The following is a 14,900-nucleotide window of genomic DNA, read 5'->3' as shown; positions in this document are numbered from 1 at the left end:
TTTATTATTGGTATGGGCCTGTGGAGCAAGCTCATCCTATATTGTTTGATTCATGTATTTGATGTTGAGCATATTACTTATATTTAAGTTAAATAATGTGACCTGAGTCTTATGGTTAACTTTAGTGTACGGAGTTGGGGTTATTTTGTGTTTAAACTTGATTTTAGTCAAAAATAACAAACTTTAGGTCTGGATTGTTAACTTTTGTGTTGATGGCTATGAACGTTTGTAGTTATATAGTTACATAAAGTTGAGTTTGCTATTGCAATCACTTCTATAGGAAGGGACAATGTGTCTTGAGTTGAAGTTAACAGTAGTGGTCTAAGATGAACGCAGCAGCATATAAGTCATTCAGTGTCGAATTTACTGATTCAGATAGAGAATATTTAGCCTCCAATTTCCGCCTAGCCGATACCATGGCTGATTTTATTGGGCCTCATTGTGAAGTGGTGATTCACTCCTTTGAGAGTTTTGAAAAGTCAGTGGTTAAGATTGTCAATGGTCACCATACCGGGCGTGAAGTGGGATCGCCGATCACCGATATGGGGCTTAGAATGTTAAGCGCATTTGAGAGAACGGGTGAAGTGACCCCTAAATGCTACTTTACCAATAGTAAAGATGGCTCTCTATTAAAATCAACGACATGTGTTCTTGCTGGTGAGGGTGGGAAGCCAATCGGCTTGTTTTGTATCAACATGAATCTGTCTCACCCGTTCCCTGAAATCATGAAGACTCTGATGCCCGACAGCGCTTTGCCGCATGTTGGCGTACACGAAAACTTTAGCGCTTCAGCGACTGACGTCATTGAACAAGCTCTGGAACATGCGATCCAAGAAGTCGAAAGTGATGCATCCGTCAACTTGAAAAGCCGCAATAAGACGATTACCAAACTCTTATTTGAGAACGGCATTTTTGAATTGAAAGAGGCAACAGGACTCGTATCCGACCGCCTTGGAATTACTCGCCATGCTATTTACAAATACATTCGTGAGTTCAAAGCTTAAGCACAATAAAGGTCAATAAGATGAAAACAACCATACACACAGAGTCAGCACCTGCCGCTATCGGTCCTTATTCACAAGGAACGGCATTTAAAGAGCTGGTTTTTACGTCCGGTCAGTTACCGCTAGATCCAACGACGATGGCTTTTGTTGAAGGGGGCATTACCGAGCAAGCTCGCCAATCGCTGTCTAACTTACAAGCCGTATTGGAGGCGGCTGGCGCGTCTATTGATAGCGTAGTGAAAACCACGTGTTTCCTATCGGATATGGAAAACTTTGTCGCATTCAACGAGGTCTATACGGAAGTGTTTGGTACTGAAAATGCACCATCACGCTCTTGTGTAGAAGCCGCAAGATTGCCGAAAGACGCGTTGGTTGAAGTTGAAGCGATCGCGTATATCAAATAAATAGTCGCTCTTTGTTATCACAAGCCACCGGTAGTTATCGTCCACCACTTCATACTCTGATCATTCATTGCGTGGCTTGTTCTTTTCACTCTGTTCTCTTTAGGTATTCACCATGCTCAAGCTAGCCAATAATGCATTTTATTCTGGAAAAGCCAGCCCACTATTTTCAACCGACCAAGCGCGTCAAGCGCGTCAGTTTCACCAAAAAATTGAAGGTTACAAACCCACACCGTTAGTGTCTTTACCCGCCCTTGCGCAGCAGCTAGGTGTGAAAGCGGTATTGGTGAAAGATGAGTCCAAGCGTTTTGGTCTTAACGCGTTTAAAGTGTTGGGTGGCTCCTACGCATTAGGTCGTCAATTAGCGAAACATTTGAATGTGGATATTGCTGACATCGACTTAAAAACCGTGTCATCAAAGCTTGAGGCACCATTAACGTTTGCGACGGCGACCGCAGGAAACCACGGCACTGGCGTGGCGTGGGCAGCGCGTGAAATGGGTCAAAATGCAGTGGTGTACATGCCAAAAGGCTCGGCACAAGCCAGTGTTGATCGCATTAAAGGTTTAGGGGCGGAGTGCATTGTAACCGACGTCAATTATGATGATACCGTGCGCCTTGCCAATGAAACTGCGCAAGCAAATGATTGGATGCTGGTACAAGATACGGCGTGGGAAGGGTATGAAGAAATCCCAACGTGGATTTCTCAAGGCTACATGACCATGGCGGATGAAGCGATTGAGCAAACGGCGGCACTTGAATTTGGTATGCCGACGCATGTGGTATTACAAGCGGGTGTTGGCGCAATGGCAGGTGGCGTTTTGGGCTATTTAGCGGATAAGTTAGGCGCCGATACCTTTGATACTATTATTGCAGAGCCTGCGGCTGCGGATTGTATTTATCGCTCCGGCACCAGCGCAGAAGGCGATATGGTGAACGTGAGCGGTGATTTGAACTCCATTATGGCAGGGCTTGCGTGTGGTGAGCCGAACCCGGTGACGTGGCCTATCCTGCGTGATTGCAGCCGTTATTTTGTCTCGGTAGAGGACAGTGTGTCCGCGAATGGTATGCGCATTTTGGGTAACCCACTGAGTGATGATCCGAAGATCATCAGTGGCGAGTCAGGGGCGATCACGTTAGGTGCATTACGTGAACTGCATACGCAGGGTTTGGATGAGCAAGTGGGTCTAAATGCAGAGTCAGTGGTTTTGCTGTTTAGTACCGAAGGGGACACCAATCCAGATCGTTACCGTCGTATCGTATGGGACGGTGAGTACGCCGCATCGTAGGTTATGGCGGGCTATCTTAGCAATGAAAAAGCGCATCGATGATGCGCTTTTTCATTATTTGATACTTAGCGATTACTAACGCTAAGTGTCAGTAATCTTAGAAATAATGGGTTATTTTAATGGTGATCGTGGTTCATTTTACTCATGCCTGACATGACTTTTTTCACTGGCACGGTAACCACTTGTACTTCACCATTGGCAAACGTTAGTTCGACATCAATCGTTTGGGTTTCTTTTAACGGCTCATTGATATCCAGTAGCATGATGTGCAGGCTGCCAGGCTTTAACATGACATGACCGTTCGCTGGGATCTCAATGTTCTGGACTTGGCGCATTTGCATCACCTCACCATCCATTACTACATCATGAAGCTCGACCACAGCAGCGGCTTGCGAGTGTGCTTTGACTAGGGTTCTAACATTATCACTGGTGTTTTCAATGGTGGCAAATACCGCACTGGTCGTTGCATTCGGCGCAGTCGCGCGCGCGTAGGCATCGTGAACATCAATGGCCGCATTGGCAAATGATAATGGTGCAAGTGCAAGAAGAGATAAGAGTGTTTTGTTGAGCTTCATGTGGATTCCGATTCTTGTTGTCGTGGTATCTATCCCTGATTATTCAGTCGCTTGATCGCCTCAATAATAGGAGCTGGAGTTAGGGTGTGAGGCACCTTCTCAATCAATGTGCCATCGGGTTTAAGAAAATAGAAGTAAGAGCTATGGTCGAGGGTATAACCAAGTTTGGATCCCTCTAGTTCGGTTTTACGAAATATCACGCCATAGCGATGGGCCAGTGGGGTAGTTACATCAAGCGGTGCGGACAAACCTTCGATCATTGGGTGAAAATAGTGGGCATATTCCGCTGATGCTGCGGCAGCGTCGCGTTCAGGATCGAGAGAGATAAATAGAGGACGAATGGTTGTTTTACTTGATTCATCAATCTGATTGAGCGCACCAGCCAGCATCGCCAGTGACGTTGGACAAACATCAGGGCAACGTGTAAAGCCGAAATAGACGATACGGGTTCGGGAATCTTGTTGGTCAAAGATAGCGATAGGGTTATCATTTTCGCCAAACAACACCGCACTTGATGTTTCCTCTATCTGACGTTTAGCGTCGGCTTGCTGGTCGGAGTCTTTTTTATGTTGTAGGGTGATATTCGTTGCGATACCGACAGCAAAAGCACCAATCAGTAGCAGTAACCATTTTTTTTTCATCGTGTCATCCTTACTGCCGCTTGTACTGAATTCTCACCTTCGGCGATAGTGCCATACCATGTCATGCTATCTTCAGTACAGACTGGGAGAATGATTTCACCTTGATAAACATTCGGTTTGATCATATCGAGTTGGTATTTTACCACACCCATATCCATCTCTTTACCTTGTAAAGACACCAGTAGCTGCTCGGCTTCAGCATTGGGCCAGAACACTTGTATCTCCACGGGCATTAATGGATGAGCACGGTCTTTATTGAGTTGAATTTTGACGCCATCCTGCTCACAAAGCTTGGTTGATAGCATGCAGTATTCACTTAAATCGACGTGCATGGTCTTAGCTTTATTGAGTAAATTAGGCAGAAGAAAACCCGCACCGAGTGCAAGCGCGATAAATAAAAACTTTACTTTGTTGTTCAAGTTGTTATCAACCCAGAAGAAATTCGTAGGCGCATCGTAACATAATCTGAAATGACCGCCGTGCGGTCACTCCAAAAATACGAAATAATTGATGGATTTTTATAAAGCTAATTGCGTTGTAGGAGAAAGTTAGATCTTTATAAGCCCGTGCAGTTTATAGCATGGCAAGGCGCATTCTTTCGTGATACAGCTTTTCAATATCAAAAGATTTTTGGGTGTTTTTACCTTCCATAAGATGGCTGGTTTTCAATTTTTTACTCACACGAATAACGGTTTCTGTCGAGCAACCACAGTGAGACGCAATTTCTCGGTATGTCCAATTGTACGTAGCGTCGACTTTGACCAGATCGATCATACTGTCGATGACCCTGAGTTCTACGCTGTGACTCGGCATTTTTGACAAACGAATTTCGGCATGGCGCAGCTCGGTTGCCATTTCGCTCATTAGAAAACGGATGAAGTTGATATTGTTTTGAAAAAAGGCATCAAGATTGACGATGTGAATTTTCGTCAGGGTGACATCCGTTAATGCTTTCGCACCGACGTGGTAGGTTTGACCGGAAAGAAGCGTACGGTAACCAAAATACTGTTCACATGAGTAGACTCGGCTGAGGACTTCTTTGCCGTTAAGCAATAGTCGATTTAGCGCGATCAAGCCGTTGTCGATGAAATAGAAGCAGTCGGCGTTGTCATGTTGAAGATAAATGTCTTCACCCTTAGAAAATGTGACTTTTCGAAACTCGCAAGAAACCAAATCAAAATCCATTTACGTGCTCCTATTATTCCTTATGGTTTACAGGGTTGATGTTTACATATTATTGGTGTGCTGTCTGTGTCGGTTCCCATCTTTTCCCTTAGTATACTGATAGGTTGATCCTAGGGTTAACGAGATTACGAATACGTTGCTAACTGGAAGGAACCAGTGATTGAAAGAGGGTTCGATGTTACACAGAAGGCGTTAAAGAATGGTGATGTGCGAAAGGCAGCATTGTGTAATCAAAGTGTCACCATCGTAATCAAAAAATGGCGTGTAGAAAAAAGCCTCCTAGAGGAGGCTTTGGTGCAGCTATCTACTTTGAGCTGACACTTAAGTGGCCGCTTTGTTCAAGCTCTCTGCCTCTTTTTCCGCTTCTTGAAGATGTTTTGCTCTCATATCTTCCGCGATCATTTCTGCTGATGTGCCAACAATGATTTGTACAGTGGTTGGCGTAGGGCGAATGACACCCGCAGCCCCAAGGCGTTTGCACGCGGCGTCATCCACAAGGTCACTATTTTCTAGCGTAAGACGCAAGCGTGTCATACAGCAGTTGATGTTTTGAATGTTGGTGTAGCCTCCAGCAGCGGCGTAGTATGCGCCTGCCAGTTCGTCATTGTTGGTGGTCGTTTTTGCCGATTCAACGGCTTCTTCTTCATCTTCACGTCCTGGCGTTTTTAAGTTGAAGTACTTGATTGCAGCCGTAAAGGTGACGAAGTAAATGGCGAAGTATGCTAATCCTAATGGGATGATACGAATAGGGTTCGTAGCAAGGTTCCAGTTGAGCACATAGTCTATGAAGCCTCCGGAGAAACCGAATCCATGTTTGATGTTCAATAGGTCTGAAATGACATAGGACATGCCCATTAAGATAGCGTGCAGCGCAAACAAAATCGGTGCGGTGAACATGAATAGGAATTCAATGGGTTCCGTAATACCAGTTAGGAAACTGGTCAGTGAAATAGAGACCAGCATGCCGACAAGTGCTTTGCGACGCTCTTTTTTCGCTGTAGTGTAAAAGGCTAAACAAACCGCAGGTAGACCAAACATCATCACGACGTAGCAACCTGTCATGAATGCGCCAGCTTCTGGGTCACCAGCAAAGAAGCGCAATTGATCGCCAATGATTTCAGTCCCTGATGGATCGGTATACGAACCAAACATAAAGCGAACAATACTATTGAGGATATGATGCAAGCCAAACGGGATAAGAAGACGGTTCATTGCACCGTAAACAAACAGTCCAGGTTCGCCACTTTCAATCATCCACATACCAAAGTTGTTGATCATTGCGCCAATAGCAGGGAAACCGTGACCGACAATGAACGCCATGACGATTGAGCATAATGCCGTTACGATCGGTACAAATCGCTTACCACCAAAGAAGCCAAGCCAATCAGGCAGTTTGGTGTCTTTAAAGTTGTTATAAAGATAACCCGCCATGAGGCCTGCGATAATCCCTGACAACACACCCATTTTTAGATCGGGTGTGATGGTTTTCGCACCTTCTAAAATAATAAGGTGTGCGATAACGCCAGCGACCCCAGCGGTACCGTTATGATCTTTTGCTAAACCAACCGCAATTCCAACCGCAAACAGCATAGGTAGTCCGCCAAAGATGGCGCCCCCCGAAGCTTTCACAAAAGGAAGATCGAGTAAATCCGGCGATCCAAATCGCAGTAGTAATGCGGCAACGGGCAGTACGGCTATTGGCAGCATCAATGATGCCCCAACTCGCTGTAGCTGATTGAGTATGCCGGAGAGTATTTGTTTCATAAGAACCTCCAGTTCCATTCATTATTCGATAAAGTCCTGACATTAAAATAATGTCTTTCTACGCAATATTTTCTAGTTATAGGTCTTGGTTGTTACGTAGTATTTCAAAGTGAAAAATTACCGATATGACAGCCGTCATAAGTGAGGGGCTAACCAATCAAAGATGTGACTTTGCGCGCTTTATTGAGTTTCTTGTAATCAGAATTAGCCGACAATATCGCACTTATTGCTAGCAATGTTTAGCTTATGATCGCAGTCATACCCACTCTAAAATGGACCAAATATAATCGTGTGGTCGTAATTATAGGGAAAGCGCTATGTACAACTATCAGTCTGTTGTGTTCGACCTAGATGGAACACTACTTAATAGCCGCCATCAGATTCTGACCGAAAATAAAGCCGTTATCCAAAATTTACAATCAACGAAGGTTGATATTTATCTTGCAAGTGGTCGACCCCATCAACTGATGTTGCCTTATGCTAATGAACTCGGGTTAGAGACGCCATTAATTTGCTGTAATGGGGCGTATTGCTTTGACGCAAAGTCCAAGGACATTATTCATGGCCGCCCATTAGATAGAAATAGCCTTAGTGCGTTACTTACGTTCTGTAAACCGCTGGATGTTGCCGTGAGGATCATCAGCCCTAAGCACATTTACTTATATCAAGCGGCGCCCAGCTTTCAACAAATGTCTGAGTGGGAGAGAACGCGCGAACCAAATGGTGTACCTACCTATCAGCAGGTGCACGAAGAGCAGTTCGTCTCATTCGCGCAATCATTGACCATCTATAAAGCCGTGGTTGAAACAAAAGACCTTGCGGTACTTAAAGCATTACAAACGTATTGCGATGACCATGAATTGAATTTCACTCAATCGAGCCAAACGATGGCGGACATTACAACCCTTGGCACGAATAAAGCGCAGGCCTTGAGCCAGTTATTACAAGCTAAGTCCTATGATGTAGTTGATACGGTTGCCTTTGGGAATTACAGCAATGACATAGAGTTATTGGTCAGTGCTGGATTGGGAATTGCAATGGGAAATAGCCCGTTAGAAGTCAAAGAAATCGCCAATATTGTGACAACCCACCATGATGAGTCAGGAATTTACGATTCGCTTTGTCTTTATTTTTAACCGCTAATACTGAGCAAGGATAACCATTGAAATACACTAAATCATCGAACTGGAGAAGCGAAGGGCAGGCACCTGATTATCGGTTTTCTTTGGCCAATGAACGCACGTACTTATCATGGATTCGTACTTCTTTGGCGTTGCTTGCTGGCGCGGTTGGAATTGAACATCTAGTACCCGAGTTTGCGGCTTCGAACATGAGGTTGTTGTTGTCGGCGATACTTTGCGTGATGGCGGCAGCACTACCGTTGTTGGCTTATATACGCTGGGCATCCAATGAGCGCGCCATGCGCAACGGTCGGGAACTGTCGTATTCGGTCGCGATTAAGGTCATCAGTATTATCATCTTTCTGGTCGCGATGTTGGTTATTGCCATGATGTGGTTGCCGTGAGGCAGAGGTAGCGATGAGGATAAAAGATCCTGGACTACAGCTAGAGAGAACAGTATTAGCATGGTTTCGAACGATGTGGTTGAGCCTGTTACTAGCGATGGTAATGATGAAATATGCAATCACTAATCAGCAACTTTCTTTAATGATTGGCAGCGTTGCTTTAGCGGTGTTGAGTCTGTTGTTATTTGGATGTGGTCATTGGCGTGCTAGAAGGTTTCACTATGAGCAGCATCAAACATCGAATAGTGAGGCTGGAATTAAGAAGTTTATCGCATTATCGATTTTGCTGGTCGCGGTGGTGAATTTGTTGCAATTGGTCATTTAAATAGTGTGAGTGCCTTGTGCTGTGTGCTGTGTGCGTGTAGTGACTTGGGAACCTGCTTCGCTACATAAAAAGAAAGCCACCCATGTTTAGCTAAAATCCGTGACTGGCAGCTAAACTAAGTGGCTTTGTTTGATGGTTATTTACCTTGCAACATACTGTTCGAGCCTAGGTGGATTACGCTACTCCTTCCTGTTCTACGTTGTCCTCACCGCAAATAAACCCACCAGTCTGATGCGCCCAAAGCTGCGCGTAAACGCCTTTTTGTTCAATCAACTCTTGGTGTGTGCCTTCTTCAAGAACTTGCCCTTGGTCTAACACGATCAAGCGGTCCATGGCCGCAATGGTTGATAAGCGGTGTGCAATGGCAATCACGGTTTTACCTTCCATTAACTCATTGAGACTTTCTTGAATAGCGGCTTCAACTTCAGAATCGAGCGCGGATGTTGCTTCATCGAGTATTAAGATCGGCGCATTTTTAAGCAGGACTCGTGAGATAGCAATACGTTGTCTTTGTCCCCCAGAAAGTTTCACGCCTCGCTCACCGACTTGCGCATCGTAGCCCACGTTACCAAACGGGTCGGTAAGGGTTTCGACAAACTCATTGGCATGGGCTTGTTTAGTGGCCGAGAGGAGATCGTCTTCAGTGGCATCCGGACGACCATACATGATGTTTTCTCGGATAGAGCGGTGCAGCAGCGAGGTATCTTGTGTGACCATGCCAATTTTGCTGCGTAGAGAATCTTGTGTGACCTCTGAAATTGTTTGACCATCGATTCGGATCTGACCGCCCTCGACGTCATGGAAACGAAGCAGCAGGTTCACAAGTGTTGACTTTCCTGCACCAGAGCGACCAACTAGGCCAACTTTCTCTCCCGGTTTAATGTTGAGGTTGAGGTTACTAATCACGCCTTTATTCTCACCATAGTGGAAGCTGACGTTATCAAACTCAATACCGCCTTGGTCGACCACAATCGGCTTAGCATCAGGTTTATCTTGGATAGCGATAGGCTTAGACATCGTTTTGATGCCATCGACCACGGTACCCATGTTTTCAAATAACGCCCCCACTTCCCACATGATCCACATCGACATGCCATTGATTCGCAGCGCCAAACTAATCGCGATGGCGATGGCACCAATTGTGATGGCGCTCTGCATCCATAAATAGATGGAAATGCCAGCGATAGAGAACAATAAAATGTAGTTAGCAAGCTGTACACAGACATCAAACCCTGTCACTAGGCGCATTTGCCTGTGAACGGTATCGAGAAATCCGTCCATGCCTTCTTTGGCATATTCTGTCTCTCTTTTACTGTGTGAAAAGAGTTTGACGGTAGAGATGTTGGTGTAGCTGTCTACTATTCGTCCTGTCATCAAAGAGCGAGAATCCGCTTGCTCTGCTGCTACTTTTTTCAGCTTTGGGACAAAATAAAGCTGGATACCAATATAAGCGAATAGCCATAAAAGCATTGGCAGCATTAACCAAAGATCGGCCTGTGCCAAGATAAACAGCATGGAGGTAAAATACACCATGACATAGACAAAAACGTCAGCGGTTTTCATCACCGTTTCGCGAACCGCTAATGCCGTTTGCATCACTTTAGTCGCAACTCTTCCCGCAAAATCATCTTGGTAAAAGGACAAACTTTGCTTTAACAAGTAGCGATGCATTTGCCATCGGATAGACATGGGGTAGTTGCCAAGCAAGGTTTGGTGCGTCAATAAAGAGTACACCAAAATAAGGGCTGGCATGACGAGCAGAATAACGAGCCCGATCCAAAAGAGTGTGCTTCCGTTTTCTGCCATAAAGGTTTCGGGTGTGCTGGCGGTTAGTAAATCGACCAGTTCACCCATAAAGCTAAATAGCGCCACTTCTATAATCGCGACAGTGGTACTGAGTAGTGCCATTAGAATTAATGGCTTTTCGAATCCACGAGTAAAGTGTCGACAAAAAGCAAAGATGCCCTCTGGCGGTTGCTCGGGCTCCTGCTTTGGAAAAGCTTTTGTGAAAGATTCAAAGCGTTTAAACATGATTCACCTAGGTGCTATGAATGCTCGACTGCATTCAGAATAAAATGACGAACTCTCGCCACAATAGGCAGAGAGAAGCCTTTAGTAAGAATTTGTTTTTAAGCCGTTTTTATTTTACATGGCGAAGGTTCCATTTCGCTGAAGAGCACAGTGGAGTGCATTAAATTTATGACGAAATTGCAACGCCAACGAAACGGATAGTATGACAAGATTCAAAGGGCTACGAAATTAAGTGTATAACTTTCAATCAACTGGCTCAAGTTGTGTCATTAGATTAGTTTGAATATGAAACAATATTGTTACTTTGTTGTAGGCATATCAAAGAAAAATGGCGGAATCGGTGCAAAATAGTTGACGATTTTACTGACTTGCTTGGATATTCAGTAAATACGTCTGAATAAAGTGAATAATGCAGTTAATGAGTGGAGTCTTTGATGTCAAATAGGGTTGAATTCAGTTAATTGGCAATTAACATTTTGCTTACAATTCAAAAATCGTTGATGAAGTTTGTAGGATGAGTGGACTCAATATGAATCAAGGAACAGCTTTACATCTAAAATGGCCCCGTCAATCAAAGTTACAATGCTCGGTTCAAAATGCGAATTGTGTGGTGATGGTGCCCCCTAAAGAGTTCGGTTTTAATGCTGAAACAGCAAAAGATAATGAATTTCAACAGCCAGTGACGATGGACTCGGTTGCTGTACGTGCTGCTGCCATGGGCGAGTTCAATACTATGGTAGCGGCGCTGCGCAAGGTTGGCGTGCAAGTCGTCGAGTTTGATTACCCGAAATCAGAGCAAGAAACCCCCGATGCTGTCTTTCCAAATAATTGGTTTAGTACTACGCAAGATGGGGCGTTTTATACGTTTCCAATGGCATGTAATAACCGCCAGCATGAAGTGCGCCCTGAAGCGCTAATGAAATCCTTACGCGCTGCTGGGCGAGTGATTATCGCAACTGATTCCATGGAAAGCTACGCTAAGCGAGGTGCTTATTTAGAAAGCACTGGTGTGATGGTTAAAGACCATGTTAACCGAACTATCTATGCGGCTTTGTCTCAGCGTTGTGAAAGAGAGGCGCTGGAGGATTATGCCAAGCGTATTGGTTATCATCGCGTGGTCTCTTTTCAAACGGCACTTCCATCGGGACTACCGATTTATCACACCAATGTGATGATGGCGATTGGAGAAAATTTTGCGGTGATTTGTGCAGACCTTATTCCGGAATATGAGCGCCGATTTGTGATTAAATCTTTGGCTAAGTCCAAGCAAGTGATCACCATCAGTGAGCCTCAGATGAATCATTTTTGTGGCAATATTCTTCAGCTGGAAACGGTGAATGGCGACAAAGTCATTGCCATGTCACAATCGGCGTATGATGCCTTTACGCCTTCACAACGGCAGCAATTGAGCACGCATGGAAAGCTACTCCCTTTCGACGTCTCTACCATTGAGACCGTTGGTGGTGGAAGCGTTCGTTGTATGCTGAGTGAAATCTTTCTGCCATCGCGAGTGAAATCGTTGTAAGGGCGACTTTGAATGAGCATGTATTTGAATTTGCCGCGCAAATAACGTTTGGTGGTTCGATAGCTATTACTTATCGAATTGATAGTTAGATCCCGTTGTCTATTTTGATTATCCGCGTTTATAGTAAGTGTATTCAATCGGCGATGATTTGATCACTAAGGATCTACTATGACTAAGAAATTAACGACAGCGGCAGGTTGTCCTGTTGCACATAACCAAAACGTGGCGACTGCTGGTAAGCGTGGCCCGATGTTGCTGCAAGATGTCTGGTTTTTAGAAAAGATGGCGCATTTTGACCGCGAAGTGATCCCTGAGCGTCGTATGCATGCCAAAGGCTCTGGGGCTTACGGCAAGTTTACCGTCACCAATGACATTACTCAGTACACCAAAGCGGCAATTTTTTCAGAGGTGGGTAAAACGACCGAGTTGTTTGCTCGCTTTACCACGGTGGCAGGTGAGCGCGGCGCGGCGGATGCTGAGCGCGATATTCGTGGCTTTGCGTTAAAATTTTATACGGAAGAAGGAAACTGGGATCTAGTCGGTAATAATACGCCGGTATTCTTTTTGCGCGACCCACTCAAATTTCCAGACCTAAATCATGCGGTTAAACGCGATCCTCGCACCAATATGCGTAGCGCAGAAAATAACTGGGATTTTTGGACGTCATTACCTGAAGCATTTCATCAAGTCACCATTGTCATGAGTGACCGTGGTATTCCTGCCACCTACCGTCATATGAACGGTTTTGGTAGCCATACCTTTAGTTTAATTAATGCTGACAACGAACGTGTTTGGGTGAAATTTCATTTCCAAACACAGCAAGGGATCAAGAACTTAACGGACCAAGAAGCAGAAGCGTTAGTAGGACGTGACCGCGAAAGTCACCACCGTGATCTATACGAAAGTATTGAAAATGGTGAGTTTCCAAAATGGACGATGCAGATTCAAGTTATGACGGAAGCACAGGCTAATGCGAGTGAGTTTAATCCGTTTGATCTTACTAAAGTATGGCCTCATGGTGATTTCCCACTGATCGAAGTCGGTGAGTTTGAATTAAACCGCAACCCTGAAAACTTCTTTGCTGAAGTAGAGCAATCGGCATTTAATCCAGCTGCTATTGTCCCAGGAGTAGGGTTTTCTCCAGATAGAATGCTGCAAGGTCGTTTGTTTGCTTATGGTGATGCCCAACGCTATCGTTTAGGCGTAAACCATCATCAGATCCCAGTCAATGCACCACGTTGTCCAGTACACAGTTATCACCGAGATGGGGCAATGCGTATTGATGGTAACTATGGCTCAACAAAAGGCTATGAACCTAATCAGTATGGGGAGTGGGCAGAGCAATCTGAATATGCTGAGCCAGCGTTAGCCATCGAGGGAGATGCGGGGCATTGGGATCACCGTGAAGATAGTGATTACTTCACACAAGCAGGTGATCTCTTCCGCCTAATGACTAAAGAAGAGCAACAACGCTTGTTTGAAAATACGGCTCGTTCGGTAGGCGCGGCGTCTAAACCTATCCAGCTCAAGCATATTTGGCACGCATTGCAAGCTGATCGTGATTACGCGGAAGGTCTGGCTGCTGCTTTGAATATCGATATGGCTGAAGTGGAGGGTTAGCAATGACATGGTTGGAGAGAGTATTTCAGCTGGATCATGTCTTTTTTTCCATTGACAATCGAGTGGTGAAAACGTCTATGCAGCGTCAGTACTGCTCTTGTTAACGTAGTTACTGCCTTGTAAATCTGACTTCGATAGAAATGCCCGGGTACTATCCCGGGCATTTTTTATATCGGGTAGTAAATTAGAGTCGGAGTTGGTGGTGAATACTCGCTACTAAAGAGCGGCTCCGTTCTAGCACATCAATCATTCACATTATTGCTATACGCGCCTCATCCATTCTTTACTTTTGATTTAGATCAATTCTTTATTTTCTAGTGATGAAGTTTATACTGAAACAAGATTGGTAAGGAAACCATTCAAAAGGAATTGTATGCTGAAAGTAATAGCGGTGGTATCTGTGCTTACGGGGCTGGTGGTTGGCGCAAAATACAACAAAGAAGTGAATGATGTCCTCGACATAGAGCGTTATGAGTATGTCGTCGACAAAGTGCTTGAAAGTCATCTTGTTTTTGAAGAGCTGAGTGAAGATCTCACCCAGCTGTTTGAACCTTAGCGAAGTTGGGCTACCGTTCTCCCTGAACTTCGAAGTCATCGCTAATAAGTCGCGCTTTACCGTCATCTTCTACTGCCCACAATTCACGATGAACGACGCCAAAGGCTTTATTCATCGTCCAGCTTGATGTCAATATATAGCCCTTTTCGCCATGAGCTTGCCACTGAGTATCGGTGTATTCAACTTCTTTGAAACCTTGGTCCATTATATTTTGCCAAAACGCTTGTATGGCGTCTCGACCTTCGAACGTCCCAAAGGGGCGAGCATGCATGGTACAGTTTTCGTTATATTGCGCAGCACAACCTTGAGCATCTTGGTTGTTAAATGCGTCTTGCCATGCAGCGATACCTTGTTTGCAGGCGTTGAGTGTTTGATGGTTTGACATAAGGAGCCCTTACTTAAATAACTGAATACGGGTCCAGCATAGCGCTATGATTAGCATTGAAAAATAGTTATATTA

The 14,900-nt window shown here is 44.8% G+C and carries 16 protein-coding genes; 9 read left to right on the top strand and 7 right to left on the bottom strand.

Annotated elements, in window-relative coordinates:
- Positions 1 to 326: 326 nt before the first annotated feature.
- From MD535_RS16060 to dpaL, 3 genes are all read left to right on the top strand, one after another.
- Positions 327 to 1,004: a helix-turn-helix transcriptional regulator gene (locus MD535_RS16060; protein ID WP_265676043.1), complete on the top strand. Its 678-nt coding sequence runs from the start codon at positions 327 to 329 to the stop codon at positions 1,002 to 1,004.
- Between the two features lie 20 nt (positions 1,005 to 1,024).
- Complete coding sequence (locus tag MD535_RS16055; RefSeq protein ID WP_265676042.1) at positions 1,025 to 1,408, top strand: RidA family protein; 384 nt, start codon at positions 1,025 to 1,027, stop codon at positions 1,406 to 1,408.
- Between the two features lie 112 nt (positions 1,409 to 1,520).
- Positions 1,521 to 2,693 (top strand): diaminopropionate ammonia-lyase, encoded by a 1,173-nt coding sequence (gene dpaL, locus MD535_RS16050; protein WP_265676041.1) that lies wholly within the window; start codon positions 1,521 to 1,523, stop codon positions 2,691 to 2,693.
- A gap of 116 nt (positions 2,694 to 2,809) precedes the next feature.
- Here the strand turns inward: dpaL and MD535_RS16045 are convergent, their stop codons facing one another.
- The 5 genes from MD535_RS16045 to MD535_RS16025 all read right to left on the bottom strand — a co-directional run bounded on the left by MD535_RS16045 (position 2,810) and on the right by MD535_RS16025 (position 6,858).
- The gene (locus tag MD535_RS16045) at positions 2,810 to 3,268 is read right to left on the bottom strand and encodes a copper chaperone PCu(A)C (RefSeq protein ID WP_265676040.1); all 459 of its coding nucleotides are present in this window, start codon (positions 3,266 to 3,268) and stop codon (positions 2,810 to 2,812) included.
- A 29-nt stretch (positions 3,269 to 3,297) separates the two neighbouring features.
- Positions 3,298 to 3,909 carry an SCO family protein gene (locus MD535_RS16040; protein WP_265676039.1) on the bottom strand — a complete coding sequence of 204 codons (612 nt, stop codon included), beginning with the start codon at positions 3,907 to 3,909 and terminating at the stop codon, positions 3,298 to 3,300.
- Positions 3,906 to 4,328: a hypothetical protein gene (locus MD535_RS16035; RefSeq protein WP_265676038.1), complete on the bottom strand. Its 423-nt coding sequence runs from the start codon at positions 4,326 to 4,328 to the stop codon at positions 3,906 to 3,908. The genes MD535_RS16040 and MD535_RS16035 overlap by 4 nt, the downstream gene beginning before the upstream one ends.
- 154 nt (positions 4,329 to 4,482) lie before the next feature.
- Positions 4,483 to 5,094, bottom strand: coding sequence for a Crp/Fnr family transcriptional regulator (locus MD535_RS16030; RefSeq protein ID WP_265676037.1), 612 nt, complete (start codon positions 5,092 to 5,094; stop codon positions 4,483 to 4,485).
- Positions 5,095 to 5,415: 321 nt separating this feature from the next.
- On the bottom strand, positions 5,416 to 6,858 hold the full coding sequence (locus MD535_RS16025) for a PTS transporter subunit EIIC (protein WP_265676036.1): 1,443 nt from the start codon (positions 6,856 to 6,858) through the stop codon (positions 5,416 to 5,418).
- A gap of 317 nt (positions 6,859 to 7,175) precedes the next feature.
- On the opposite strand from MD535_RS16025, the gene MD535_RS16020 reads away from it, so the two are divergent.
- From MD535_RS16020 to MD535_RS16010, 3 genes are read left to right on the top strand one after another with little or no spacing between them, the layout of a single operon-like run.
- Entirely contained in the window at positions 7,176 to 7,994 is an 819-nt protein-coding gene (locus MD535_RS16020; RefSeq protein ID WP_265676035.1) for an HAD family hydrolase, read from the top strand.
- 26 nt (positions 7,995 to 8,020) lie between these two features.
- Positions 8,021 to 8,383, top strand: coding sequence for a YidH family protein (locus tag MD535_RS16015; protein ID WP_265676034.1), 363 nt, complete (start codon positions 8,021 to 8,023; stop codon positions 8,381 to 8,383).
- A 13-nt stretch (positions 8,384 to 8,396) separates the two neighbouring features.
- Positions 8,397 to 8,708, top strand: a complete 312-nt coding sequence (locus MD535_RS16010) for a DUF202 domain-containing protein (RefSeq protein WP_265676033.1) — start codon at positions 8,397 to 8,399, stop codon at positions 8,706 to 8,708.
- Positions 8,709 to 8,882: 174 nt separating this feature from the next.
- On the opposite strand, the gene MD535_RS16005 is transcribed toward MD535_RS16010, so the two are convergent.
- Entirely contained in the window at positions 8,883 to 10,739 is a 1,857-nt protein-coding gene (locus MD535_RS16005; protein WP_265676032.1) for an ABC transporter ATP-binding protein, read from the bottom strand.
- A gap of 529 nt (positions 10,740 to 11,268) precedes the next feature.
- Between MD535_RS16005 and MD535_RS16000 the strand changes: the two genes are divergently transcribed.
- The 3 genes from MD535_RS16000 to MD535_RS15990 all read left to right on the top strand — a co-directional run bounded on the left by MD535_RS16000 (position 11,269) and on the right by MD535_RS15990 (position 14,440).
- Positions 11,269 to 12,264 carry an arginine deiminase-related protein gene (locus MD535_RS16000; protein WP_265676031.1) on the top strand — a complete coding sequence of 332 codons (996 nt, stop codon included), beginning with the start codon at positions 11,269 to 11,271 and terminating at the stop codon, positions 12,262 to 12,264.
- A 168-nt stretch (positions 12,265 to 12,432) separates the two neighbouring features.
- Positions 12,433 to 13,884 (top strand): catalase, encoded by a 1,452-nt coding sequence (locus tag MD535_RS15995; RefSeq protein WP_265676030.1) that lies wholly within the window; start codon positions 12,433 to 12,435, stop codon positions 13,882 to 13,884.
- A gap of 373 nt (positions 13,885 to 14,257) precedes the next feature.
- Positions 14,258 to 14,440 carry a hypothetical protein gene (locus tag MD535_RS15990; protein ID WP_265676029.1) on the top strand — a complete coding sequence of 61 codons (183 nt, stop codon included), beginning with the start codon at positions 14,258 to 14,260 and terminating at the stop codon, positions 14,438 to 14,440.
- A gap of 10 nt (positions 14,441 to 14,450) precedes the next feature.
- Here MD535_RS15990 and MD535_RS15985 read toward each other — a convergent pair whose 3' ends face one another.
- Entirely contained in the window at positions 14,451 to 14,825 is a 375-nt protein-coding gene (locus MD535_RS15985; protein ID WP_265676028.1) for a YybH family protein, read from the bottom strand.
- Positions 14,826 to 14,900: the final 75 nt, after the last annotated feature.

Source organism: Vibrio qingdaonensis (assembly GCF_026191675.1).
GTDB lineage: Bacteria > Pseudomonadota > Gammaproteobacteria > Enterobacterales > Vibrionaceae > Vibrio > Vibrio qingdaonensis.
Note: the sequence above shows the minus strand (reverse complement) of the source record. Positions and strands in the feature narration are given on the sequence as shown.